The sequence below is a fragment of the Limosilactobacillus urinaemulieris genome (assembly GCF_932750685.1).
Classification (GTDB): Bacteria; Bacillota; Bacilli; order Lactobacillales; family Lactobacillaceae; genus Limosilactobacillus; species Limosilactobacillus urinaemulieris.
Map to the genome: position 1 here is coordinate 34,915 of NZ_CAKOBX010000001.1, position 25,445 is coordinate 60,359.

The following is a 25,445-nucleotide window of genomic DNA, read 5'->3' on the forward strand; positions in this document are numbered from 1 at the left end:
TTACTTTAACTTTTGCTGCCATTGATAAATTTGGTTCATAACGTCCATCGGTGTCATCCCCATCAAGTTGAGGTTCTTTAACTGCTTAATAATTTTTGCAGCTGCCGGATCCTTTGCTTTTGGCGCAGGAGATCCAAATAATTCCAGTTGCCCATTTGGATCAACCAGTGGCGGTTGAGGAACATCATGAGTAGTTCTTTCTTTAACTTTACTTGTCTCGGGTTGCTGCTTAGTGGAGACAGGAATCGTTGGCAGCTTCACATCCTTTTTTTCTAAAGAGCTAAGAATGTGATCAGCACGCTTAAGGAGATCTGCAGGCATACCAGCCAATTTAGCAACGTGAATCCCGTACGACTTATCTGCTGGTCCGGCACTCACCTTATGCAAGAAAACTAATTCACCATTTTTTTCGGTTGCACCAACATGGACATTCTTTAACCTAGACAAAGTCGTTTCAAGAGCAGTTAGCTCATGGTAGTGAGTCGAAAAGAGCGTTTTAGCCCGTAAATGTTCGTGAATGTATTCAATAATCGCTTGAGCTAGTGCCATCCCATCATAGGTAGCAGTTCCCCGACCAATTTCATCAAATAAGATTAAACTGCGATCAGTGGCGTGCATTAAAGCATTATTAGCCTCCATCATTTCAACCATGAAGGTACTTTCACCAGAAATTAAGTCATCCGCTGCCCCAATCCGGGTAAAGATTTGGTCAAAAATCGGTAATTCTGCCCGTTCTGCCGGAACAAAGCATCCCATTTGAGCCATCACCGCTGTCAATGCTAATTGCCGCATATAGGTACTCTTACCAGACATGTTTGGTCCAGTAATCAAAAGAATATCCGTTGATTCATCCATCATAACATCATTAGGAACGTATTCCTGATGCCCCATAAACTTTTCAACAACGGGGTGCCGACCATCCTTGATTTTCAATACGTGTCCCGTGTTCATTTGCGGACGAACAAAATGATAATCCTCACTGACAACCGCGAAGCTTTGGAGAACATCTAATTCCGACAATGCTTGAGCCAAACTTTGTAACCGTTTAATCTGGCCCTTCACTTTCTCCCGAATTTTAACAAAGACATCATATTCAAGTGCGGTTGATTTTTCTTGCGCCCCTAAAATTAATGCTTCTTTTTCCTTTAATTCAGGCGTTGAGAACCGTTCCGCGTTTACCAGTGTTTGCTTCCGTTCATAGCGATCACGAGGAATTTTACTAAGGTTAACCTTTGTTACTTCGATATAGTAACCAAAAACATGGTTATAGCCGATCTTGAGGTTATTAATTCCCGTTACTTCACGTTCGTGCTTTTGCAGATCTGCAATCCATTGCTTACCGTTATTCATCGCGTCACGGTACTCATCAAGCTGCTTATCATAACCATCCTTAATTACCCCGCCGTCAGTCACGCTAATTGGTGGATCTTCAACAATTGATTTTTCAATCAAGGATGCCACATCGCTTAACGGATCAAGCTGCTTTTCTAAGTCCGCAAACGCCGGTGCATCAAGTGTCTCTAAGGTGTACTTAATTTTTGGTACTTGGAGCAATGAAGTCTTTAACTGAATTAGGTCCCGGCCATTAACACTTCCGTATGCCACTCGGCCAGCAAGACGCTCTAAGTCATAAACCTTAATCAATTCTTGCTGAATATTATTTCGCTCAAAATAGTGTTCAAGGAGCTCTTGAACCTTATCCTGACGAGCACCAATTTGTTTTGGGTCAATTAATGGTCGATCTAGCCACCGTTTTAATAGTCGACTTCCCATTGCCGTTTTTGTTTCGTCAAGTAACCAGGCTAACGTTCCCTGTCGTTTACCGCTCCGCATATTGGTCATTAATTCAAGATTAGTTTTTGAATAGTGGTCAATCTTCATAAAAGAACTGGGCCGGTAGGAAATTGCTTTTTGCAAATGCGCTAGTGAGCGTTTTTGCGTTGTTAGCAGGTATGAAACCAGAAGTGAAACAACAGCTTGCTGCCCCTCGTCAGTTAAATCTTGAGTTAAGTAACTCACTTCTGCTTCATTCACAATTTCAGGCTGGTGTGATTGTAAAATATTTCTTTTAGTCAACTGCTGCTTAAAATCATCTTCAACTGAATCATCAAGGACAACTTCCCGACTCTGCAGGTTAATTAACTCGTTAATCGTCTCGTCCTCACTTGCAAAATCAGTTGTTTTTAACTCCCCAGTTGATAAATCAGTATAAGCCAGATAATAATGACCATTTTGACGAATGATTCCTGCCAAGTAGTTATTATTTTTAGCTTGATCACCATTCAAGTCCATTTGAGTTCCTGGAGTAATTAACCGGGTAACCGCCCGTTTAACCATCCCCTTTGCCTTCTTGGGATCCTCCATTTGCTCACAAATTGCAACCTTATATCCTTTATCAATTAATACATCAATATAGCTATTTACGGCTCGATGAGGAACACCACACATTGGAATTGGGTTCTTAGCACTATGATTTCTTGTTGTTAGCGTTAACTCAAGCAATTGAGCACCCTTAATGGCATCGTCGTTAAAGAGCTCGTAAAAGTCCCCTAACCGGTAAAATAAAAATGCATCTGGGTATTGATCCTTGACCTGTTGGTACTGTTCCATCATTGGCGTTGTTTTCTTTGCCACCTAATTTCACCCCATAAATTTTCTCTCTATATAACTTAAAACGTTTTTTTACCGTATCTTTACTTTATTTATTATATTTTTTGCGTAATTCAAGTGCAAGAAAGAGGATGGCAAAATAAAGAAAGAGGCCAGGAAGTAACCTAGTCTCTTCACCATATTAAAGCATTTTCCCCTAACATGTCATTTACTTTGCATAGTCGATCGCACGAGTTTCACGAATAACAGTTACCTTGATATGTCCAGGGTATTCAAGCTCCTGTTCAATCTCCTGTTTAATATCATGAGACAAAGCAATTGCTTGAAGATCCGAAATTTTCTTTGGTTTGACTATTACCCGCAGTTCACGACCTGCCTGAATTGCGTAACTATGATCGACACCATTATGGTCATTTGCAATACTTTCTAGTTTCTTTAAGCGTTGAATATATTGTTCAAGCGATTCACTTCGTGCACCAGGACGTGCACCAGAAATAGCATCAGCAGCCTGAACAAGCGCAGCAATCACTGATTTTGCTGGAACATCGCCGTGGTGTGAAGCAATCGTGTTAATTACTACTTTGTTTTCCTTATACTTAGTAGTTAATTCAACACCTAGTTCAACATGCGAACCATCAACTTCGTGGTCAATTGCCTTTCCAATATCATGAAGAAGACCTGCCCGCTTGGCAAGCGTCACATCTTCTCCCAACTCTGCTGCCATTATTCCAGCAAGCTTAGCAACTTCAACCGAATGATCAAGAACGTTTTGACCATAACTTGTCCGGTACTTCATTCGTCCAATTGTCTTAATCAAGTCCGGGTGCATTGAATGAATTCCGAGATCAAAAAGAGCTTGTTCTCCAGTTTCTCGAAGGTTAGCATCCATTTCTTGGCGCGCTTTATCAACAGCTTCTTCAATTCTTGCCGGATGAATCCGGCCATCCTGAATCAACTTTTCCAAAGCAATCTTAGCAATTTCACGCCGAACCGGATCAAATCCGCTTAACACAACAGCTTCAGGAGTATCATCAATAATCAAATCAATTCCTGTCAGAGTTTCTAGGGTCCGAATATTTCGTCCTTCTCGACCAATAATTCTCCCCTTCATGTCATCGTTTGGTAAGTTAACAACAGAAACTGTTGCTTCAGAAACAACATCCGCTGCACTTCGTTGAATTGCTTCAACAATCAACTTCTTTGCCGTCTTATCAGCAACTAATTCAGCGTTTTGCTCACTATCACGAATCATAATTGCCCGCTCAGTCTTTAGTTCTTCCTTAACCTGAGCTAAGACCTGTGCTTTTGCTTCATCGTGAGACAGTTGAGCAACTTTTTCCAATTCTTGTTGTCGCTGTTCAATTAATGAATCTGCCTTTTCTTGAGATACTTTTAACTGGTTAGTTTGTTGTTCAAGTTGGTGTTCCCGTTTACCAACAGCACCTTCTCGCTTTTCAAGAGCATCATCTTTACGATCTAATGAGGTTTCCCGTTGTAAGAGACGATCTTCTTGCTTTTGAACCTCATTCCGTCGTTGTTTCAGTTCTTGTTCAACACTTTCTCGGTAACGATGGCTTTCTTCCTTGGCTTCTAAAATAGCCTCTTTTTTCGCCGTCGCTGCATCTTGTTTTGCAGTGGAAAGAATTTGCTCTGCACTTTGATTAGCAGCTTTAAGTTGCTTTTCAACAGAAACTTTATGAATTGCATATCCAATAATAATACCGATAACCATAGCAAGCGCGGCGAAAACTAAGCCGAAAGCTTCCATCATTTCACCTCCGCTTTCACTATTTTTATTATTGGTTCAATTAATTAGTTTAATTTAACCGTATGATAAATTAAATACCACACAAATTAAATTTTAAGCTTGCCGTTAATTGGTGTCAACCATTCTTTCAATAATTAAAGAAGGCCGGGAAAAACAAAATGCTTTCCCCGGTCTTTATCTATTACCAGTAGTTATTAAAATTGTTACTTTTTGCTTGCTTCTTCAATTGTTTCTTGCTTAGCCTCGGAACTAGTACTTTGCTTCTCATTCTGGGCCTTATTTGCGGTATCCTTTAATGGTTCCATTCCATTGGCTTCACGAACCTTATTCATCAGCTCAGTCATACTATCAGGATGTTCAGCCAACCACTTCTTGGCATTTTCACGTCCTTGACCGATCCGTTCATCGCCATATGAGTACCACGCACCAGACTTCTTAACGAGGTCTTGCTCGACAGCCATGTCAAGAAGCTCACCGGTCTTGGAAATTCCTTCACCATACATAATGTCAACTTCAGCACGCTTAAATGGTGGAGCAACCTTATTCTTAACGATTTTAATTTTAGTCCGGTTACCAATAACATTAGTCCCGTTTTTAATCTGCTCAGACCGCCGAATTTCCATTCGAATTGTTGAGTAGAACTTTAATGCTCGCCCACCAGTAGTAGTTTCTGGGTTACCGAACATCACACCAACTTTCTCACGAATTTGGTTGATAAAAATGGCAATCGTCTTTGTCTTATTAATTTCCCCAGAAAGCTTCCGCAATGCTTGTGACATTAACCGTGCCTGAAGACCAACGTGGGCGTCCCCCATCTCACCTTCAATTTCGGCACGCGGAACAAGCGCAGCCACTGAGTCAACAACTACCAAGTCAACTGCTCCACTAGAAATTAATGCATCCGCAATTTCTAGCCCTTCTTCACCAGTATCTGGTTGGGAAAGAAGTAAGTCATCGACATTTACACCTAATGCCTCTGCATATTGAGGATCAAGGGCGTTTTCAGCGTCAATATAGGCAGCAGTCCCGCCTTGACGCTGTACTTCAGCAACCGCTTGTAAAGCAACTGTCGTCTTACCTGAACTTTCAGGACCATAGATTTCAACAATTCGCCCCCGAGGGTAGCCACCCACACCAAGGGCCTTGTCAATTGCTAATGAACCACTTGAAACTGTAGCAATCTTCATATCGGCTGCGTCTCCCATCCGCATGATGGAACCCTTACCGAAATTCTTTTCAATTTTACGAATTGCGACATCAAGTGCTGCTTTTCGTTGATCAGCCAAAATAATTCCTCCTTTGAAACGGGATATCCGTTAATAATCATAACAGTTTTGGACAAAAAAACAAGAATTTTAGCAAACAATCGTTCGGTTATTTTTTTAATTCTTGTAAAAGCATCTGTAAACCATATTGGACGCTCAATAACCGAATTTCTTGTCGTCCCAAATATCCGGCCAGTCGCAACTGCTTAGAGATAGTAGGTTGCCCTTTACGCGCCAGTCCAATCCACACCGTTCCAGCTGGTTGTCCTTCTAATTCATCAGGTCCGGCTACCCCTGTAAAGCCGATCCCAAAGTCAGCATCGAGTTTCTTTCGTGAGTTATCTGCCATTGCCTGAGCAGTCGCGCTACTTACAACCCCGTTTTGTTTAATTAGTGAAGCTGGAATACCAAGTAAGTTAATTTTTGCTTCAGCAGCATAGGTAACAAAGCCACCATTAAAGATCGCTGAAGCTCCAGGTACAGAACAAACCGTACTTTGAAAGAGTCCGCCAGTTAAGCTTTCAGCTCCCGTAATTGTTAACCCTTGTTGCTTAAGGAGACCAACAACTTCATTAGCTAAATTAAAGTCGTTCCCCATTCCCAGATAGTATTGTTGCTCTTTTTTCAGAATTGCCTTAGTTACTTGGTCAAAGATTGCCTTAATATCCGCTTGTACATTTGCAATTATCGTCAACCGCAACTCAATATTAGTTGGTTTGACGTAGGAAGTAATAGCAACATTAGGATAGTCATCCATTATCGGCTTTAACTCGCTCATTAAGGTTGATTCGGGACGACCAAGGAAATGGAGTGCTCGTGTTTTAATTGTTTTTTGAATACTAAACTCTTTGATAATTCGCGGAAGCACCCCCTGCTCCACCATTGTCTGAAATTCGGCAGGTGGTCCAGGAAGAATTACCACTCGGTGCTTTTTCGCTTTAAACCAACTTCCTAAGGCGAGTCCCCGTGAATTTGGAATCAGCTCACCAATATATTGTGCCTGTCGCTTATTTTCAGGCTGAACCGGAATTTGCCGCTGTGCAAAGATCCTCAAAAGATGGTGCCAGGTTTGATCATCGGTCTTTACCAGTGCTCCAACACCACGGGCAACCGCTGACAAAGTAACATCATCTGCTGTTGGTCCTAAACCGCCACAAACAAAAGTAATCTCTGCGCGATCTTGTGCATTCCGCACACAGTCAATAATGGCGATCGGATCATCTCCGACTGTCACTTGTGATGCTACCGTAATGCCTAACGAATTGAGCTTTTTTGCTAAAAATGCCGAATTAGTATTCACAATTTCACCACGCTGAAGTTCATCACCAACCGAAATAATTTCTGCATTCATGTTTTTTGCCTCCAACTATCAATAACGTAAAATTACTTTAATTTTATTTTTTATGGAAAATAATTTTGATTGCCCTAGATAAATGATATAACTAATTTCTAAGAGATATAAGTCTTAAGCAAAAAAGCTCTAGTATCCAGATAAACTGGAACTAGAGTTTTTCAGTTACGAATGTTCTTAAAAATAGCTTAGTGCTTATTCCTTAATATTTTCCTCTTTAGCAAGCTTAGCCACACGGTTTTCGTTAAACATAATATAGATTAACAACAAGAGGGCAAGCGTTGCGGCTGAATAGAGGACAATGTTACTTGCTAACCAACCATACTTGGATACTAAGACCCCAATTAAGGCAGTTGCTAAGGTTTCACCAAAAATGTACTGGAAGAAGCCCATGAATCCTGTTGATGATCCAACAGCAAACTTCGGAACAGCTTCATTAACCATTAAACCAACCAATGTTAATGGTGCATAAATTAAGGTTCCCATAATGAAAAGGACAGTAACAATTAAGGCATGACTTGTACTAAAGAAGTAAGTAGTCAGGCAAATGAAAAGTAAGATAACGCAAGCGATACAAACAATTGCCCGCCGATCTTTCAAGAAGTCAGAAATGGCACCCATGATAATAACACCAGGAACAGCTGCTAATTCAAAGATCCCAACTAACCACTTAGCAAATGATGGACTAAACCCCTTAGATTGAACAAGGAAACTAGGAATCCAACTCATAACCCCGTAACGAACCAGGTAAAGAGACATTGAAGTTAACGTGATCGCCCAAACTACCTTATTAGTTAAAATGTACTTTACAAAGATTTGTGGCAAGGTTAAATTTGTCAATTCTGATGAAGAAGCCTTACCGTTTTCAAGGACAACTTCATCACCAGTATATTGAGAAATGCTTGGCAAACCTACAGTTGTTGGCCGATCAGCACCACAAATCAATACGAAGGCAGCAATAATCAGTGAAACAACTGATGCCGTGTAGAACACAGCTGGGATTGAGCCAGAAAACATGAAAGTTGCTAATTGGACAACGGCAACACAGACAAAGGCACCAGCGTTGTGGGCAGAGGACCAAATGGAGTAAATAGCTCCACGGTGCTTCTTCCCCCACCAAAGTTGAACAATCCGTTGACATGCAGCGGCACCCATCCCTTGAGCAACTGACATTACAAGCATTAAGAACATCATTACATAGAGGTTCCTTGTAGCCCCTAACCCGAAGTTCAAAATTGCTGAAATAATCAATCCAGTTGCCAGGTAGTGGTTTGGATTACTCTTATCACTGAGTGCTCCCATGAATAGCTTAGAAATACCATAACCAATACCAAAACATGAAAGAACCATCCCGATATCAGCTGTGGTAAATCCATATTGCTTCATAATGTCGTTCTGTTCGGTTGTAAAAATAAGACGAATAACATAATAGCCAATGTAACCAATACAGATTGACAATAAAACACCAACTTGACGCCACTTATAAACGGTTGAAATTTTATCCTTCGGAACCTTAGTTTTAGCATCAGGAGCTGGTTTTAAAAATGAAAGCATAACTACATCTCCTTAATATGAAATCCCTTTCAAGAAAAAGGTACAGGCCGATTTTAACATATTTCAAAATATAAATGAACATTTTTTTCAAAAATATCAATAACTGGTTTTATCAAAACAAAAACGACTTCACTCAAAGCTAAGCAAAGTCGCCGTTTCGGATATATAAAACTAATAGTTATTTAAAGCCGTCTGAAAAGACATCTCGTCCCTGAATAAAGTAGTCAACCCCAGAATAAATGGTAAAGAATAGGCAAATATATAGCATAATTTGACCAAATGGAATTCCCCAAATTGCAAAAATCACGTTATTAAGAAGTAAAAAGATAATTGCAATAAACTGAGTAGTTGTTTTAATTTTCCCTGGCATTTTAGCGGCCAGAACAACACCGTCTTGCTCTACTAATAAGAGGCGCAACCCGGTAACTGATAATTCTCGCCAGATAATAATTGATGTTACCCAGGCAGGAACAATCTGATTACCAGTCAAAACAATAAATGCCGTCATTACCAGTAATTTATCTGCTAGCGGATCAGTAAACTTCCCAAAATTAGTTACCAAGTGATGTTTCCGTGCAATTCGACCGTCTAAATTATCAGTCAATGTTGCTGCGATAAACAAAATTGCAGCAATGAATTGTGAAACAGGAATCGTTGCTCCCCAGAAGCTGACTGCTCCCCACGATTGTAATGGCAGAACCATTAATAGCAAGAAAAAGGGAATAATGATTAACCGCACAACGGTTAGTTTATTAGGTAAATTCAAATTGCTTCCTCCTCATAACCATTAGCGTGATTGCGTTTGGTTAGTTTGTGACTGTTGTGTTTGCGTCCGGTTCTGACCTTGATTTGTAGTAGTCCTGGGCGCATTAGTTGTCGTTTGATTGGTTTGGTTTGTTCTCGTCGTCTGCGTAGTAGTCTGCTGACCGCTAGTGGTTCGACTAGAAGAACCGCTGCTTGACACGGATGAACTTGATGAGTTACCAAAGTGAATCGTTACTGTTCGAGTATTATTGTAGCGACCATTATCCGTAAAGTTAATCTTCTTGTTACCAAGTCTTAAGGTAGTAGCTGAAGCATTACCAACCGTAATAACAACGGTATTAGTAGTTCGCTTAATAGTTACATCAGCCGTTGAATTAGCGTCCATTGTCCGACTTAAAGCACTAGTGCCATCGGTAGTAACACTGTTCCATGCCCGACCACTTGTCTTGATTTGTAACTTAGCATCCTTCTTTAATGAAGCGGCATTGTAAGTAACGCTATTATTATTCCGGCTAGCTTCTGTTAATTTAATAGCTGTACTCTTCTTCGTCTTAGTGGAGCTCTTCTTTACAGAACTGCTACTCTTCTTTCGGCTTTCACCTGAAACCGAAACGGAGCTATTATCAATCTTGGTTGAAGAATCCTGGTGGCCACGAACAATCGCAGTTACCCAAATTGCAGCTAAAACAATCACGATTACACACGCAATAATAATAGTTGGCATGTATTGGCGAACTTTACTAACTCCTTGACTAACGGTTTTCCGCCGATTTGCCCGTGTTTCAACTGCCTGACTAATATGATCGGAATATTCCTCTGTCTTCGCCTTAGGTAATTGTTCGTTAAACTCTTTTAATAACTCATTGCCATCAAGGCCCACCGTATCTGCATACTGCTTAATAAATGCCCGAACGTAAAAGTCGCCTGGCAACTCATCAAATTTTTCGTCCTCAATTGCAATTAAGTATCGTTTCTGAATCTTCGTTAACTGTTGTAAATCATCTAACGTATAGCCCTTAGCTTGTCGAGCATCGCGTAGCTTCTTTCCAATTTGGATTTGTTGTTCATTATCGTTTTCACTCATTGTGATATCTCCATCTCTGAATTTTAATCCTACCTGCTAATTATAGCATGGCATCCCGCTATTAATTATTAAGAAAGTCTTGAATTAACGGTGCTGGGGAATGATTTGGAATACAGAAATTCCCTGTGAAACAATGAAGCGCTTGGCAACATCATAAAGGTCATTCAAATCAATTGATCGTAATTCCCTAATCTCATCCATCAGGTTAGCACCATCAAAGAAACTTCCTCCATAATGGTTTGCAACAGCCTCTGGTGAATCCAATAAGCCAGTTAAACGGCCAATCTCCGCATTCTTGATTTCATTAAAGCGTGTTCTCGCGGCATCAATTTGCTGATCCGCACTTTCTAAAATAGCAATCACTTCGTCCGCAAATCGTTCCATTTGATCGGTGTCAGAACTGAAATATGCAAAGTAAAAATCCCGTTGCATTTCTAAATTATAAGCAAATGAATCGTCAAGAACCTCATTGTTGTATAACCGTAAATAATTGTCCGAAGTATCATCAAAAAGAACATCAAGTAACAAATCAATTGCTAATTTATAATGTAATCGTTCTCGACCACTTTCAGGCATCTCAATTCCGCGCAACCCAACAATGACTTTTGGTCTAGCCACATCCATCGTTAGGGACCGAAACGGAATAACATCGTGAGCAGATGGATCATTAAGGTTAAATACCCGCTCTGGTGTTATTGCAGGTAAGAATTGCCGACGACTTTGATTATCAGTTACCCACTCAACAGCCTCATCTGGATCCAACTTTCCTGCCAATACTAGGTTCATATTACTTGGTTGATAGAAGGTCCGATAAGTTTCCATTAAGTACTCGGGAGTAATTTTACTAATACTATCAACAGTTCCTGCAATATCAATGTGCATGGGATCATTAGGATAAAGGTTACCTAAGATTCCAAGATATAACCGCCAGGAAGCGTCATCCTCATACATTTTTATCTCTTGACCAATAATTCCCTGTTCTTTCTTTACCGTTTGTTCTGTAAAGTACGGTTCCTGGACAAAATCGAGCAGGACATTCAGACTTTCCCGAACATGATCGGTAGTGGAAAAGAGGTAACTAGTTTGAGTGAAGCTCGTAAAGGCGTTTGAATCAGCGCCAAGTTTCCCAAATAAGTCAAAGGCATCATGATCAGCCTTTTCAAACATTTTATGTTCTAAGAAATGCGCGATCCCGTCTGGAACCTGAATTGCGTCTTTTTTGCCGTACGGAACAAAATGATTATCAATTGAGCCAAAATTAGTAGTAAAAATTGCATAAGTTTTATGATAACCACTCATTGGAATCATCTGCAAAGATAAGCCGGTTGCTAGCTGTTGCCGGTAAACCGGTTGGTTGAATTCGTCATAAACTTCTTTATTCATATAGTTTTATTTTTCACCACTCAATAAATAACTTGCCTGTAGCTTGATCATTGATGCAACTTTCATCACATCATTCTTTGTCACCCGGTTGATTTGATTTGCAAAGTCTGTTTGTTCCCCTAATGAAAGTAATTGGTTAACCAAGTGATGTTCTAAAATGTTATTTGCAAGATCAAAACCAGCATAATGCTGATTAACTAATGCATCCTGAACTTCACGCATTAAGTCTCCAGTAAAGTTTCCGGTTTGGAGTTCGGTTACCTGTTCCTGGATCATTGTTAAAGCGGTCTGGTAATCAGTTGACTGGATCCCGGTCTGCACGTTAACTAATCCAGAGAATGGTGCCAGGCGACTTGAAGCGTAATATGCTAATCCTGCCTTTTCACGAACATTAGTAAATAGTTTTGAATAAGGTGTCCCACCAAAGAGACCATTGAAAACGAGAGCAGCCGGATACAGCGGATCACGGTAATAAATCGGCAGGTGATAACCAAGGTCTAGTTTAGCCTGACTAACATGTTGCTGCTCTTCTTGACTAACTATATCTTCATGAACTTGTTGAAAGTAGAATGGTTGGTCGGGAAGTTGTGGATTTCGGTCAGCAAATGGTAATTGATAAATTGCTGAATACACGTTTTCAGGATCAACATTTCCCAAAACAAAAATATCAATTTTATCCTGATTAATCATCTTTTCATATGTTTGAACAAGACTTGCTGGCGTACAGTAATCAAGATCCATAATTTTACCAAAGCTTGGCGTCCTCATCACAGAATCAGGAGAATAATAAAGCTTTAATAATTGCTGATTAGCATAAAATTGTTTGTCATCATATAGCGCCTTAATTGAACTAGCAAGGTTATTTACCTGCAGACGAAATGTTGGGCTATCAAATTCACCATCATCAATTAATGGGTGGAATAGTACCTGATTAATTAACTCAGTTACCTGTGCAAATAAATTATTCTGTGCCAACTGATTATTAATAAAACTTGATCGCAGTCGAACGGTATGCAACTGGCCTACCCGACCAACACCAAGCGAAACAAATGCTCCATACAATTTTGCCATCTGACGTGCAAGCGCTGTTTGTGTCGGATAAAGATGAGTACTTGTTTCTAATAGGTTAGCAAGGAGGTTCCTTGCTGTGGCATTCGTAGTTGTCTGTGGTGTCGCAAAGTCAATCAAGATATGGGTCATCTTAAACTGCTTTGTCGGAATAACATGCAAATCGACACCCTTAGCAAGACGATAATCCACTGATATATCTCCCTTCCCCAATGCAATTAAAATTATAGATCGAACTAAATCATACTGAATAATAATACTTTATCAGGCTCTAAATTACAAACTTTGCCGATAATTTAATTTTAAAAAAGATGTGGTCCCTAGCATTTAATCGTTAAATACCAAAGACCACTTTTATGGTTTAAATATGTCACAGATAATTTTTTAATCCGCACCAAGGTAGTTACTATTAGTGCCAAACCACTTCTGGTTAATTTTTCTTAACTCACCATTCTTCTGTAACTTACCCAGTCCAGCATTAATTTTGTGGCGCAGAGTCTTGTCACCCTTCCGCATTCCCACGGCATAATACTCAACAGGAAGTTCTTTACTAGAATAGGTCCTGTATGACGCACTATTTTTTTGGTGTTTAATATAATAATCGGCATATACCTGATCCATCAAAATTCCCTGAATCCGGTTTGCATTTAAGTCAATAAATGCGTCCGGGAAAGTATCATAGAGGACTGGTTTCTGGTTTTTAATTAAGTCCTTAAGAACCTTAGGCCGCTCGTCCAATGCGGTAAGTCCAGTTGAACCATTCTGAACCCCTAATGATTTTCCCTTCATATCAGCAAAGTTTAAAATATTAGACGCCTTTTTGGTAACAAGAATCTGTTCGTTCTTCAAATATGGCCGACTGAAAGCAACTTTTTTCCGTCGACTAGGGTTAATTGAATACCCATTCCAGAGCAAATCAATTGTCCCATTTTTCAATTCCGTTTCCTTCATTGACCAATCAATTGGTTGAAAATCAGCCTTAATCCCGTACTGCTTAAAAACGGCCCGTGCCAAGTCAACATCATACCCAACTAACTTTCCGTTTTTTTGCCGAAAACCCATCGGAACAAAGCTATCATCTAGACCGATAACAACCCGCTTTCTGCGTTCAATTCGGTTCCAGGTATCTTGAGTATCCGCACGTTGGGTAACACTCTCACAACCACTAAGAATAATGACGGGCGTAATTAAAGCTAGAAGCACCAGCCAATATTTAATTTTACGCATCGCAAGCACCTCTCATTCTTAGTCTCGACTTTGATCAAGCGGATTAACCTTCAGTAAATCGTCAGCAATTTCTTCAGCAAAGTCCAAATCGTGAGTAACTACTAACTGGGTTACTCCACCCTTCTTTAACGAAAGAATAATGTTAGCAACATCTTGACGAAGGTTCGGGTCAAGAGCTGACGTTGGTTCATCATAACAAAGAATTTTAGGCTTCATTGCTAAGGCTCGCGCAATTGCTACCCGTTGCTTTTGTCCACCAGATAATTGCCAAGGATAAAGGTTTCCTTTTGTTGACAACCCTAATTCAGCTAATAACCCCTGAGCTTTTTTTACTGCCTCATCTTTTGATTGTTTAAGTACCATCGTTGGCGCAAGGGTAATATTCTCCATTACTGAAAGGTTCGGGAAAAGGTTAAAATCTTGAAAGACAACCCCAATTACCCGATCTGAAGCACCTGTTCCTTGAGGATCGAATGGTTTGCCATCCATCAAGAATTCACCACTATCAGGAGTATCTAAGCCAGTAATGCAACGCAGCAAAGTCGTTTTCCCAGCACCAGAAGGACCAACAATACAAAGAATCTCATCGTCCTTAACGGTAAGGTTAACATTATCAAGAATTACCCGATCGCCGAAGCTTTTCTTTAAATTTTTAACTTCTAACATTGACTACTCCTCCTTACTTAAAATATGAGTACCGCTTTTCGACTTGCCGTAATACCAACGTACAAATTCCAACAAGAATTAGGTAAATTAAACCAACTAGGAGCAACGGGACAAGAGTAACATCCCGTGAAGTTGCCACATTCCCCGCACGTAAGAGGTCACCAAGACCGATAACATAAACTAAGGAAGAATCTTTTACCAGGTTAATGACTTCATTTCCAATTGATGGGATAACGATTTTAACAACTTGGGGAATAATAATCTTCCGGACGGTTTGCCAGTAATTTAACCGTAACACTTTGGCAGCTTCATACTGACCAACGCTAACAGATTGAAAACCACCACGGAATATTTCCGCAAAGTAAGCAGCGTAATTAAGAATAAATGCAACTAAAGCCGCATCGTATCGTTGAAAAACAACCCCAATAATTGGCAGCCCATAAAAGACAAAAATTAATTGCAGAAGTAACGGTGTTCCCCGCATTAGCCAAACATAAATTTCTAAAACCCATTTAAGTGGCTTAACCTTTGATGTTAGCCCCAAACTTACAATGATTCCTAAGGGGATTGAAATAATTAGTGTCCAAAAAAAGATTTGTAGCGTTAATCCAGCCCCTTGAATAAGTGAAGGCAAGATTTGTGAAACATAATTGAGTGACATTTTAAAACCTCCTTGAATTGCGAAAAACGTTAACCAAAAAAATCCTCTTAAACTAGCATTAGTTTAAGAGGACGAACAAGTCGTGGTCCCACCTCATTTTATAATTACCTCACAGTAATTACCTCGTGAGTCTAATTATTCGGAAAGAGAAAAACGCCCTCATAGTCAAATATGACTATGAGGGCGTTTTACGCGGTTCCACCTCATGTTGTTACTTTCTCACAAAAGCAACCTCAGTAAGTTCATTAATTAAACTCCGCGCTGTAACGGGCTTCCCCGGATCCACCTACTTACTTCAACGGATCAACTTGCAGATGTGATTCAAGAACACTAACCCATTCACATCCCACCACCGTGAACTCTCTAAAGGATAAGTTAATTCTTTACTAGTCTGTTCTTCGTTTTTTGATATTGTCATGTATCCTACACTTGATAATTCACTTTGTCAATCCTTTTTAAGATCTTTTTTCTGTTAAAGCCCAAGTATAAATTGCCTGAATTGGCCAATAAAGGATTACAAAGTAAACCAAATTAAGCGCTAAGGTTGGTGCAAGGGTGTACACAAGGTAGTCACCAATATTCATATGCGTGATCCCTACTAACGAATATGCCCAGTACGTTAACGTTACAAAGGCGACAATATCAATAAAGAATATCATAATAATCGTTAAAAATGACTGGCTAAAATATCTCGAGAGAACTTTAGTAAGTTCAACGATTAACGGAAAAAGGAAAATATCTAATCCTAAAATTCCCGTAAAGTAGACATCAAATATGATCCCCGCAAGTGCAGCAAAAGGAATTAACGGAATTTCAATATCTTCTTCAAAATAATACGAGAGAACCAACCAAAGCAGCACCAACTCACTCATCATTGAATATGGATAGCTAAAAAACAACTTTGCCCAGACGTTACTTAGTGAACCATCTAAGAACAATGATATAAACAATCCTAACGGAAAAATGTATCTTAATCTCGATAATCTATACATTCAACCACCTCGATTAAGCCGGTTCGGCAACGGTCACAATATTAACGTCATTCATATCAGCAGCGGGCTTAATATATACCTTTTGGGCTAATCCGTAGTCGTCTTTCCCTACACGAGTTACGCGACCAACATAAAGGCCCTTCGGTGTTACTCCACCCATACCACTCGTCATTACCTTAGTTCCCTTCTTCAACTTAGCCTTAGAACTAACTTGTCCCATAATTAGCTCATCAGTTGAAGCATCGTAACCGGTAATAATTCCGTTAACGGTTCGGCCATTAGTTCCATCAATCGTTACGGCAAACCGATTGGCAGATTCACCAGTATTGCTTAATAGTTCAACCTTACTATTAGTCTTGTTAACCTCACTAATTCGGCCAATCAAACCACTACCACTCATTACTGGCATATTTTTCTTAATTCCATTAGATTGTCCCTTATTAATTACCAATTGTTTCTGCCATGATGATGGTGTTCTCATCATTACAGAAGCCGTAATTGTATTGTAATCAGTCAAAGACTTATTAAGCTTTAATTCTTGCTTTAGTTCTTTATTTTCCTTTGCTAAGGTCTGATCACGGACCTTTGTTTGTGCTAATTCAGTTACCTGTTGCTTTAATTCCCGGTTTTCAGAATATGTATTCATCAATTGCCCTACAGAACTAAAACCACTCTGAACGGCATTTACCGGAATAGCAACGACTCTATCTACAAAGCCAACGATATCATTACCAAATTGTTGGATCAATGGGGGCGTATTCCGACGATTGCGCATTGAGACAGAACCGGCCATTAAACCGAAACACGCAATTAAAATTAGCACAAGAATAACAAGCCGTCGATTGGAAAAAAACTTGCGCATTTTATTCCTCCAGCATTTCTTTACTAGCTAATAAGAAAGGACTGGACAAAACAAATCGTTTTGCGACCAGCCCCATCCCGTTACTTATTACTTTTTCTTCATTACATCGATACTCTTTAATGATTCACCTGTCCCAGTTGCAACACAGTCAAGCGGATCATTTGCAATAAATACGGGAACCTTAGTAGCATCGGCAATTACGTCAGGTAAGTGCTTTAATAACGCACCACCACCGGTGAGGACGATTCCGTGATCAATCACATCAGCAGCTATTTCTGGAGATGTTTCTTCTAGAGTCCCTTTAATTGCATCAATGATTGAGTCAACAACATCCTGCAAAGCAACGGAAACATCTTTTGCAGAAACTTCCATTGTCTTTGGTAATCCGGTAACAAGATCCCGTCCCCGAACTTCTGTTGAACCCATTTCAGCAGCTGCATCTGTAGAAGCAGAACCAATATCCCATTTAATCTTTTCGGCAGTTCGTTCACCAATCAGCAGGTTCATGTTTTGACGAACATATTGTGCAATTGCATCATTCATTTCATCCCCAGCCATCCGAATTGAACGACTAGAAACAATGCCACCTAATGAAATAGTAGCAACATCGGTAGTTCCACCACCAATATCAACAACCATGCTTCCTGTTGGATCCATAACTGGAAGACCAGCACCAATAGCAGCTGCAAATGGTTCTTCAATAACGTAAGCATCACGTGCTCCTGCAACACGAGTAGCGTCAATCACAGCCCGCTTTTCAACCTCAGTAATTCCGCTTGGAACACATACCATTACGTATGGCTTACCATTAGAGTTACCAAGAGCCTTTTCAATGTAATACTTCATCATGGCAACAGTCGTATCATAATCAGCAATAACCCCATCCTTCATTGGCCGAATAGCTGTAATACTACCTGGGGTTCGACCGATCATATCTCGAGCATCTTTACCTACAGAGATAACTTCATTGGTTTTAGTATTACGAGCAACAACTGATGGTTCGCGTAATACAATTCCTTTGCCTTCAACATACACAATCGTGTTTGCCGTTCCGAGGTCGATGCCAATATTTTTGGTTCCGATTCCTAGCAATCTGCTTCTTCCCTTCATTTTAGTAAATTATTTTTTAATCTAATATCGAGCATATTATACCATAGCAAAAAGCCATATACGAACCTTAATATACACAATAAATCGCCATAAATGGCTTATTCTTTGATAAATTAACGTTTTCTTTAACTTTTTTCTTCCTCGTTTTTGTGAAATGCCTGGTTTTCACGCCAACTATAATAACTACTCCGACCGACAATAAGAAAATCAAGGAACGTTATTCCTAAGATCCGACTGCCTTTTTCTAACCGTTTAATCATCGCAATATCAGCTGAGGACGGTTCAACATTCCCAGAGGGATGGTTATGAACAACTGCAATTCCATTTACAGATTGTAACAATGCCCGGCGGAAAACTCGGTCAGGGTAAACACTACATTCACTCAACCCGCCGACAAACATTTTTTTAATATCAATAATATCATTATGAACATCCGTGCCTACCAAATAGAGACTTTCCTGATTTTCCCCGCTTAACCGATCCATCATCTCAGTACTTAATAATTGGCTAGAATAAGCGTGACCAAGCAATGGTGCCTGACTCCGCACTACCATTATTCCAAGCTCAATTGCTGCAAGAAGGATCTCCATTCGTTCATCTTCTTCAAGCAGTTCGTCTTTTTCAGCGTTCGTCATATTTTTGATTGAAATTGGTGTTGGGTACTGACTAATAAACTGCCGAAATAGCACATTTGCTTCTTCACTACCATCAATTAAAATTCTGCCAACGAGCTGTAAGTATTGGGTTGATTCTGGTGTAAACATAAATAAAAACTCCTTTTTTCCGTTCTATATATCCATAACGAAATAAAAGGAGTTTTGCATTATTTTATTTTAAATTTTTTCTAACTTCAGAAACAAAATAGAGCGAGCCAGTAATGATCATTACATCATCCGCTGTTAATCCTTGAGATAATTTAACGAATCCAGTTTGCCAATTTTCCGCAACTTGAATTGGGTGCTTCGTCTTAAATTCACCAATTGTGGTAGTTAGATTAGCACTTGGTCGTTTAGGTCCAGGGCCGGCAAAATTAGTAACCATCAAATGTACATTCCCCAAACTAGCCAACTCACCAAGCATTAGCTCATATTGTTTATCAGCTAAAATAGCAACAAGGACGTATACTTCACGATCGCTAAAATCATCGCGAATTGTTTTAACTAATGCCTGCATTCCTGGAAGGTTATGCGCCCCATCCAATAATACTAGCGGCTCATCAATCACGGTTTCCATCCGACCAGGCCACTGGGTCATTGCCAACCCCTTCTTTAAGTCGGCAATAATTACCGGAATCCCAAGTTTCGTTAGAACTATTTGTAGCGTTGTAATTGCAATTGCAGCATTCTCAACTTGATAGTCACCAGCTAGTCCGAGAGTACTTCGAAAATGGTGCAATTGACCGCCATCATATATAATCTCTGCTTTAATGGCATTTTGATTAATTTTTTGTGCTGAAAAGTCCTTACCTAGTTCATAAACTTTAGCATTTTTTTCGGTTGCTTCTTTCATAATTACTTGAAGTGCCGATGGAGGAAGCTGACCGATAACCACGGGAACTCCCCTCTTAATAATTCCGGCCTTTTGATGAGCAATTTTAGCTAAAGTATCACCAAGATATTTCATGTGATCCCAACTTACAGTGGTGATCACACTTACAAGCGGCGTAATGACGTTTGTTGAATCATATAGACCGCCAATACCGACCTCGAGAAGAACCAAATCCGGTTGCTTTTCCGCAAAATAGCAAAACATAATTGCGGTATCAATCTCAAACTCAGTTGGCCCACCGGTTGGTAATTCCTGATCTAACTGCTGGACAACCGGTTCCACTTTACGGGCTAATCTTGTTAAATCCTCATCGCTAATTGGTTGAGCATTCAGTGCTATTCGTTCGTTAAAGCGAGTAATAAAGGGAGAAGTAAAACTCCCAACATTTAACCCTGCCGCCATTAACATCGATCTTAACATTGCAACGGTTGAACCCTTACCATTCGTTCCCGTAACATGGACATACTTCAATCCCTTCTGCGGGTTTCCCAATCTCTCAAGGAACAGTCTCATCCGGTCTAACGTTGGAATCTTTTTGAATTTTGTCCGTCCATGAATAAAATTCAGCGCTTCAGCATATGATTCAATCATTTCCTATCCTTTCTACTTAATTAGCTTAAATCCCTTAGCAACTTAATACCACATCTTAACATAATTTAATCAGCAAGTAAGCCTCAGTGCTCTGAAGTAAACCCCCATAGTTGAACAAAAAATTCCAACTATGGGGGTTTACGATGACTAATTTTAGGTTTGAAAACGAACTAGCAAGCTAGTTCCGTCTAACACCCTATTCTAGTGATACAAATCAAAGCGTCCCTTAGCAAGGAGTTCCTTCAATCCTCCCACTTCTAAGAGTGAACGGTTAGCAATCATTTTCTTCATAAACGAACCAATGTATCCCTTAACTTCATGGCCCATCGCAACACCAAAGGCACGCGTATTACCGACTGAAGCAACGGTACCAAGTGACTTGTATGAGTATGGTTCGCTTAGCCGTTCGCCTTTTCTTACCCGATCGGCAATATCATCAGCAACATAATCAGCCATTGAAAGTGCCAATTGAGCTGTGGTTGGGTAAGGACGAGGTGAACCCGGAGCCATAACCGCTGCCACATCTCCAATAATGTAAAGATCCTCATGATCTGGATCATTTAAGTGATCAGTAACAACAACCCGGCCACGGCGTTCATTAAAGCCAGACTCAGCCATTACTGGACTTCCACTAACACCGGTTGTCCAAATGATCGTACCAGCAGTCATTGATTCATCACCATTGCCACGACCATGCTGATAAATTACAGTACTTGGCTTAATCCGCGAAATCAAGCAGCTTGTGTAAAGGTGAACCCCAAGCTTCTTTACCAAGTTAACACCGTAATTAGCAAGATCCTGGTTAAACATTGGTAAAAGACGTTCTGAAGCTTCAATCAATGAGATTTGGATATCTTCAGGCTTTACTCCAGCAATTTGGGCATAGCGTGGACGAGCATCAACTAGTGCACCCGCTAATTCAATTCCAGTAAATCCGGCACCACAAACGATAATCTTCAAGTCATCAGGATTCTTGGTAATCTTGTAATCCTTCATCTTATCAATAATGTGACTGTGAATTTCAAGAGCTTCCTTGACATTAGTCATTTGGAGCGCATTTTCCTTTGCCCCTTCAATGCCGAACGTTTCAGAAGTAAACCCAAGACTAACAACACAGTAATCGTAATCAAGCGGTTGTTCACGGTGAGCCAGTTCAACGGTTTTGTCGTCAGCATTAATCTTAACAACTTCATCCTGAATAAAGGTTGTTACCTTAGAATTAATCAAGTCACTAACTTGATATGAAATCTTTGCGGGTGGTAAATTCCCCGCAGCTACTTCATGGAGGTCAGTTGCTTCGTAGTGATAGGTATTTCGATCAACTAAGACAATTCGTCCCTCACCCTTCAGCTTCTTTTGAAGGAGGACAACAGTTTTTAGGCCCGCGTATCCCGCACCTAGTACAACAATCTTCTTCATAAATAATTCATCCCCTATTTAATTAATAGTATAAAACATTCTTCATCAAGAATGCTTCTTTTTTACAGACCTTGATCTGCTTTTTTGAGTTTTCGGTAATGAGGGTTATTTTCCCATAACTCTTGTGGTGTCCCACTCATTGTTATTTTACCATTTTCAAGGAAGATCACGCGATTCATTGCATCAATTCCTTGTAAATGGTGCGTAATCCATATAAGCGTCTTCCCAGCTAATTCATTCATAAAAGTATCAATAACCTGCTGTTCAGTTAGTGGATCAAGACCAACCGTTGGCTCATCTAAAATAACAATTGGAACATCCTTTAATAGGATCCGAGCTAAAGACAGCCGGTGCCGTTCACCACCAGAAAAGATCAGTCCAGCCTCACCGATTTTTGTGTTGAGACCATCCGGTAATTGACGAATTTTTTCTTCCAGACCAACTCGTTTCAGAACGCTCCAAACATCTTTTTCTGTTGCATCCTCATTTCCTAAACGAATATTATTCAAAACGGTCGTGTTAAATAAATATGGCGACTGGTGAACAACGCCAATATAGTTAGCAATTTGATCGCCAAATTTATCTGTTGGCTCGCCATTAATCGTTATCTGTCCTTCAGTAGGTTGCAAATCACCACGAATTAGACTAGCTAACGTACTTTTCCCGGTTCCGCTACGCCCAAGGATCGCTAACTTCTCTCCAGGCTTAATTTGCAAATTCAAGTGTTGCAAAATTTGCTTTGTATTCGGCGAATACCGAAAGCTAAGATTATCAATATCAATCTGGTATGGTGCTTTAATTTGAGGAATCACTTGCTTTTCCTTACTAGGTTCTGGAAGACTATTCAAACGGACTAACGAATCCGTATAAACGTTCGTTTGCTGAGCAGCAGCCGGTAATCCAGCTAAAGCTTCATCCAGCGGAAAAACACAGAGAACAAATGCAGCAATCCAATTAGCACCCCAATGACCGCCAAAACGGTAGGATCCCCAGACTACTAATGAAATAATAACCAGGAGAATTAACATTTGGAGAACGAAGTCACGGAAATTATTGAAGCGGTGCATCTTTTGTTGCGAATTCAGCAGCTTTTTTTCGTCATTATCATGCCGTTGAAGATACTTACTAGAATTCCCTGAAAGCACCCAATCTGTAATTCCCATCACATTATCAGTTAAATCGGAATAAAGCTTGTTAGTTGCTTCCTTTTCCTGTTCTTGACGTGCCCCATTAACTAAGATTGACCAAACCGGGATTCCAAAAATAATTAACCCAAATAAGATTAACATTAACAATCCCATCCATGGTGTTAAGGCCCCCAATGCAATTACAATAATAAGGTAAAGACCACAAGCAACCAACATTGGAAAAATAGTTCTCAAGTATAGGTTTTGAATATGGGCAACGTCTTCGGAAAGCAACCCTAAGATATCACCAATCCGGTATTTACTATTGAAAAATACTGCATCCTTCTCCAACGAGTCATAGAGTCGCTTACGAAACATTGAGGTCATCTTAAAAACCCAATTATGGCTCGTTAACCGTTCAGCATAGTGAAGGACGGGACGAAAAATTCCGAAAGCCCGCGTTAATACTATTGGAACATAAACAAGTAAGATGTTAAACGGCATCGTTGCACACTTACTGATTAGGTAACCAGCAGTGAACATTAACCCCCCAGCACAAACAAAGGTTAAAATTCCCAATGAAATAGCCAGCACTAGTGTCCAGCGATATTTTTTGAGAAATGGGCGAACCCACCGGTCATGACGGAGGGCTTTCAATAATGGAATTTTATTCATTAATCTTCCCCCTTCGAACGGTCAAACACCAAATCTGTAAAATATCCTGGTTTAGCCATTAATTGATCATAGGTTCCCTGTTCGACAATCTTACCGTGGCGCATCACAATAATGTAATCCATCTGTCGCATCCAGTGCAACCGGTGAGTAGCGAACAAGACAAGGTGATCCTTCATAATTGGAATCATCCGTTCCTTCAACTCTAACTCGGTTTCAATATCTAAGTGAGCAGTTGGTTCATCTAAAATCAAAATTCGCCGCGACTGATCTAGGAAGGCGCGAGCAAGCGCTATTCGTTGTGCCTGACCACCACTTAATTGCCGGTGTCCCTTACCAATCATTGTGTCAAGTCCATCCGGCAATTCAGCAACCAGTGATGTAAGGCCCATCATTTCAATCGCTTTATCAATTTGTTCTTGGCTGACATCCGGCGTATAGAAACAAATATTATTTCGTAAAGTATCATCAAAAATATATGGATCCTGGAGAATATAGATAATCTGTTTTTGCCAATCTTCAATATTTAAGGTCTTAACAGTTTGTCCCTGAATCTTTATTGTCCCGGATGTGGGATGGAGAAAGCCACCTAAAAGATTAATTAAAGTGGTTTTCCCAGCACCACTCATTCCCACAATTCCTACTTTCTGGAAGCCATGAAGATTGATGTTAACTGGTGCTAATTGACTTCCGTGCTCATATTGAAACTCCACATTATTTAACTCCAACTTACTATCCGCTTGCCATTTTTTGAGATCGACATGGGGTTCGGGCGGAACTTCTTCTTGCAAAATTTTCTCCACTGCATGAAATGAGTTCTTCCCGTTAAGTGTTGCGTGATAGTCATTAGCGAAATTACGAATCGGCATGAAATATTCTGGAGCTAAAATTAGGATTCCTAATGCTGGGAATAGTAATAGGTGGCCTTCAATCAACCGCAAGCCCAAGAAAACCGCTAAAACCGCAATTGACAGAGTAGTGAAGAAATCGAGAGCGAACGTAGATAGCATTGCCACCCGAATAACACTCATCGTCGACTTTCGGAAACGTTCGCTTGAACGAAAAATACTCTTAGAATATCGTTTGCTTAGGCCAAAATACTTTAACGTGTCAATTCCCCGCAACGAATCAATAAAGTGATTTGACAGAACTTGAAAGTTAGCATATTGACGATCAGCTTTAGCCTTAGCAGCGTAACCAAGAATAATCATAAAAAGAATTATTAACGGGTAAACAAGTAGCATTACCAGGCCAGAAATCCAGTCTAACCAAAAGCAGACAATAAGAAGCATCACTGGAATAATCATCATGCTGACAAACTTACTAAACAAAAGATTAATGTAGTTTTCCACTTCAGAAATCCCATCTAAAGTCAACGTAACAATATTCCCCGTTCCTTGTTGTTGAACTAGTTGCGGGCCAAGCTTAAATAGTTTAGCTAGTAATTCTTGCCGCAAATGCTGTGCAGTTTTCCGAGCATAGTTATCAAGCAATACAGTATCAAGCCAATTAATAATGTGACGACCAATGAAACAGCTAATAAATCCGACTAGCCAGCCCCATTCACTTGCCAGGGAATGACCAGCCCAAAGATTTGTTAATAGTGAAGCTAGCGAGATTGCTTGACCAATGATAAGAAAAGCTTGCAGGACATAAAACCCTACAAGCTTTATCATGATCTGTTTGCTCCCCTTAAGCGTGAAGAGTAATCGATCAATCATA

20 protein-coding genes and 1 other annotated feature are annotated in these 25,445 nt (G+C 40.0%); all 20 genes read right to left on the bottom strand.

Going from position 1 to position 25,445, the window contains the following annotated elements; translation table 11 throughout:
* The 20 genes from mutS to cydD all read right to left on the bottom strand — a co-directional run bounded on the left by mutS (window position 1) and on the right by cydD (window position 25,444).
* Window positions 1-2,634 (bottom strand): DNA mismatch repair protein MutS, encoded by a 2,634-nt coding sequence (gene mutS, locus MR181_RS00205; RefSeq protein ID WP_242333579.1) that lies wholly within the window; start codon window positions 2,632-2,634, stop codon window positions 1-3.
* Window positions 2,635-2,818: 184 nt separating this feature from the next.
* Window positions 2,819-4,378, bottom strand: a complete 1,560-nt coding sequence (rny, locus tag MR181_RS00210) for a ribonuclease Y (RefSeq protein ID WP_242333582.1) — start codon at window positions 4,376-4,378, stop codon at window positions 2,819-2,821.
* A gap of 203 nt (window positions 4,379-4,581) precedes the next feature.
* A complete protein-coding gene (recA, locus tag MR181_RS00215; RefSeq protein WP_191911721.1) occupies window positions 4,582-5,664 on the bottom strand; it encodes a recombinase RecA in 1,083 nt (360 codons plus the stop codon).
* A gap of 88 nt (window positions 5,665-5,752) precedes the next feature.
* Window positions 5,753-6,994, bottom strand: a complete 1,242-nt coding sequence (locus tag MR181_RS00220) for a competence/damage-inducible protein A (RefSeq protein WP_242333585.1) — start codon at window positions 6,992-6,994, stop codon at window positions 5,753-5,755.
* Window positions 6,995-7,189: 195 nt separating this feature from the next.
* Complete coding sequence (locus MR181_RS00225; RefSeq protein ID WP_242333588.1) at window positions 7,190-8,548, bottom strand: MFS transporter; 1,359 nt, start codon at window positions 8,546-8,548, stop codon at window positions 7,190-7,192.
* A gap of 178 nt (window positions 8,549-8,726) precedes the next feature.
* The gene (pgsA, locus tag MR181_RS00230) at window positions 8,727-9,314 is read right to left on the bottom strand and encodes a CDP-diacylglycerol--glycerol-3-phosphate 3-phosphatidyltransferase (protein WP_191911724.1); all 588 of its coding nucleotides are present in this window, start codon (window positions 9,312-9,314) and stop codon (window positions 8,727-8,729) included.
* A gap of 21 nt (window positions 9,315-9,335) precedes the next feature.
* Window positions 9,336-10,397, bottom strand: coding sequence for a helix-turn-helix domain-containing protein (locus MR181_RS00235; RefSeq protein ID WP_242333591.1), 1,062 nt, complete (start codon window positions 10,395-10,397; stop codon window positions 9,336-9,338).
* A gap of 84 nt (window positions 10,398-10,481) precedes the next feature.
* Entirely contained in the window at window positions 10,482-11,780 is a 1,299-nt protein-coding gene (gene yfmH / locus MR181_RS00240; RefSeq protein WP_191911726.1) for an EF-P 5-aminopentanol modification-associated protein YfmH, read from the bottom strand.
* A 6-nt stretch (window positions 11,781-11,786) separates the two neighbouring features.
* Complete coding sequence (yfmF, locus tag MR181_RS00245) at window positions 11,787-13,040, bottom strand: EF-P 5-aminopentanol modification-associated protein YfmF (protein WP_242333593.1); 1,254 nt, start codon at window positions 13,038-13,040, stop codon at window positions 11,787-11,789.
* 192 nt (window positions 13,041-13,232) lie between these two features.
* A complete protein-coding gene (locus tag MR181_RS00250) occupies window positions 13,233-14,075 on the bottom strand; it encodes an amino acid ABC transporter substrate-binding protein (protein ID WP_191911728.1) in 843 nt (280 codons plus the stop codon).
* 18 nt (window positions 14,076-14,093) lie between these two features.
* Window positions 14,094-14,741 carry an amino acid ABC transporter ATP-binding protein gene (locus tag MR181_RS00255; RefSeq protein ID WP_191911729.1) on the bottom strand — a complete coding sequence of 216 codons (648 nt, stop codon included), beginning with the start codon at window positions 14,739-14,741 and terminating at the stop codon, window positions 14,094-14,096.
* Between the two features lie 13 nt (window positions 14,742-14,754).
* A complete protein-coding gene (locus tag MR181_RS00260) occupies window positions 14,755-15,402 on the bottom strand; it encodes an amino acid ABC transporter permease (RefSeq protein ID WP_191911730.1) in 648 nt (215 codons plus the stop codon).
* A gap of 176 nt (window positions 15,403-15,578) precedes the next feature.
* Window positions 15,579-15,810: a binding site (T-box leader), on the bottom strand.
* Window positions 15,811-15,857: 47 nt separating this feature from the next.
* On the bottom strand, window positions 15,858-16,394 hold the full coding sequence (mreD, locus tag MR181_RS00265; protein ID WP_191911731.1) for a rod shape-determining protein MreD: 537 nt from the start codon (window positions 16,392-16,394) through the stop codon (window positions 15,858-15,860).
* A 13-nt stretch (window positions 16,395-16,407) separates the two neighbouring features.
* Window positions 16,408-17,256, bottom strand: coding sequence for a rod shape-determining protein MreC (gene mreC / locus MR181_RS00270; protein ID WP_191911732.1), 849 nt, complete (start codon window positions 17,254-17,256; stop codon window positions 16,408-16,410).
* 87 nt (window positions 17,257-17,343) lie between these two features.
* On the bottom strand, window positions 17,344-18,348 hold the full coding sequence (locus MR181_RS00275) for a rod shape-determining protein (protein WP_148444673.1): 1,005 nt from the start codon (window positions 18,346-18,348) through the stop codon (window positions 17,344-17,346).
* Between the two features lie 143 nt (window positions 18,349-18,491).
* On the bottom strand, window positions 18,492-19,130 hold the full coding sequence (locus tag MR181_RS00280; protein WP_242333597.1) for a JAB domain-containing protein: 639 nt from the start codon (window positions 19,128-19,130) through the stop codon (window positions 18,492-18,494).
* A 64-nt stretch (window positions 19,131-19,194) separates the two neighbouring features.
* Complete coding sequence (locus MR181_RS00285; RefSeq protein WP_242333600.1) at window positions 19,195-20,505, bottom strand: bifunctional folylpolyglutamate synthase/dihydrofolate synthase; 1,311 nt, start codon at window positions 20,503-20,505, stop codon at window positions 19,195-19,197.
* Between the two features lie 201 nt (window positions 20,506-20,706).
* Window positions 20,707-21,924 carry an NAD(P)/FAD-dependent oxidoreductase gene (locus MR181_RS00290; protein WP_191911736.1) on the bottom strand — a complete coding sequence of 406 codons (1,218 nt, stop codon included), beginning with the start codon at window positions 21,922-21,924 and terminating at the stop codon, window positions 20,707-20,709.
* 62 nt (window positions 21,925-21,986) lie between these two features.
* Window positions 21,987-23,726 (bottom strand): thiol reductant ABC exporter subunit CydC, encoded by a 1,740-nt coding sequence (cydC, locus tag MR181_RS00295; RefSeq protein ID WP_242333604.1) that lies wholly within the window; start codon window positions 23,724-23,726, stop codon window positions 21,987-21,989.
* Window positions 23,726-25,444, bottom strand: a complete 1,719-nt coding sequence (gene cydD / locus MR181_RS00300) for a thiol reductant ABC exporter subunit CydD (RefSeq protein ID WP_242333607.1) — start codon at window positions 25,442-25,444, stop codon at window positions 23,726-23,728. The genes cydC and cydD overlap by 1 nt, the downstream gene beginning before the upstream one ends.
* Window position 25,445 lies beyond the last annotated feature (1 nt).

Coding starts and splice junctions, on each gene's coding strand:
- rny (WP_242333582.1), bottom strand. CDS start 4,378: ATGGAAGCTTTCGGCTTAGTTTTCGCCGCGCTTGCTATGGTTATCGGT.
- MR181_RS00220 (WP_242333585.1), bottom strand. CDS start 6,994: ATGAATGCAGAAATTATTTCGGTTGGTGATGAACTTCAGCGTGGTGAA.
- MR181_RS00225 (WP_242333588.1), bottom strand. CDS start 8,548: ATGCTTTCATTTTTAAAACCAGCTCCTGATGCTAAAACTAAGGTTCCG.
- MR181_RS00235 (WP_242333591.1), bottom strand. CDS start 10,397: ATGAGTGAAAACGATAATGAACAACAAATCCAAATTGGAAAGAAGCTA.
- yfmH (WP_191911726.1), bottom strand. CDS start 11,780: ATGAATAAAGAAGTTTATGACGAATTCAACCAACCGGTTTACCGGCAA.
- MR181_RS00250 (WP_191911728.1), bottom strand. CDS start 14,075: ATGCGTAAAATTAAATATTGGCTGGTGCTTCTAGCTTTAATTACGCCC.
- MR181_RS00255 (WP_191911729.1), bottom strand. CDS start 14,741: ATGTTAGAAGTTAAAAATTTAAAGAAAAGCTTCGGCGATCGGGTAATT.
- MR181_RS00260 (WP_191911730.1), bottom strand. CDS start 15,402: ATGTCACTCAATTATGTTTCACAAATCTTGCCTTCACTTATTCAAGGG.
- mreD (WP_191911731.1), bottom strand. CDS start 16,394: ATGTATAGATTATCGAGATTAAGATACATTTTTCCGTTAGGATTGTTT.
- mreC (WP_191911732.1), bottom strand. CDS start 17,256: ATGCGCAAGTTTTTTTCCAATCGACGGCTTGTTATTCTTGTGCTAATT.
- MR181_RS00280 (WP_242333597.1), bottom strand. CDS start 19,130: ATGTTTACACCAGAATCAACCCAATACTTACAGCTCGTTGGCAGAATT.
- MR181_RS00285 (WP_242333600.1), bottom strand. CDS start 20,505: ATGATTGAATCATATGCTGAAGCGCTGAATTTTATTCATGGACGGACA.
- MR181_RS00290 (WP_191911736.1), bottom strand. CDS start 21,924: ATGAAGAAGATTGTTGTACTAGGTGCGGGATACGCGGGCCTAAAAACT.
- cydC (WP_242333604.1), bottom strand. CDS start 23,726: ATGAATAAAATTCCATTATTGAAAGCCCTCCGTCATGACCGGTGGGTT.
- cydD (WP_242333607.1), bottom strand. CDS start 25,444: ATGATTGATCGATTACTCTTCACGCTTAAGGGGAGCAAACAGATCATG.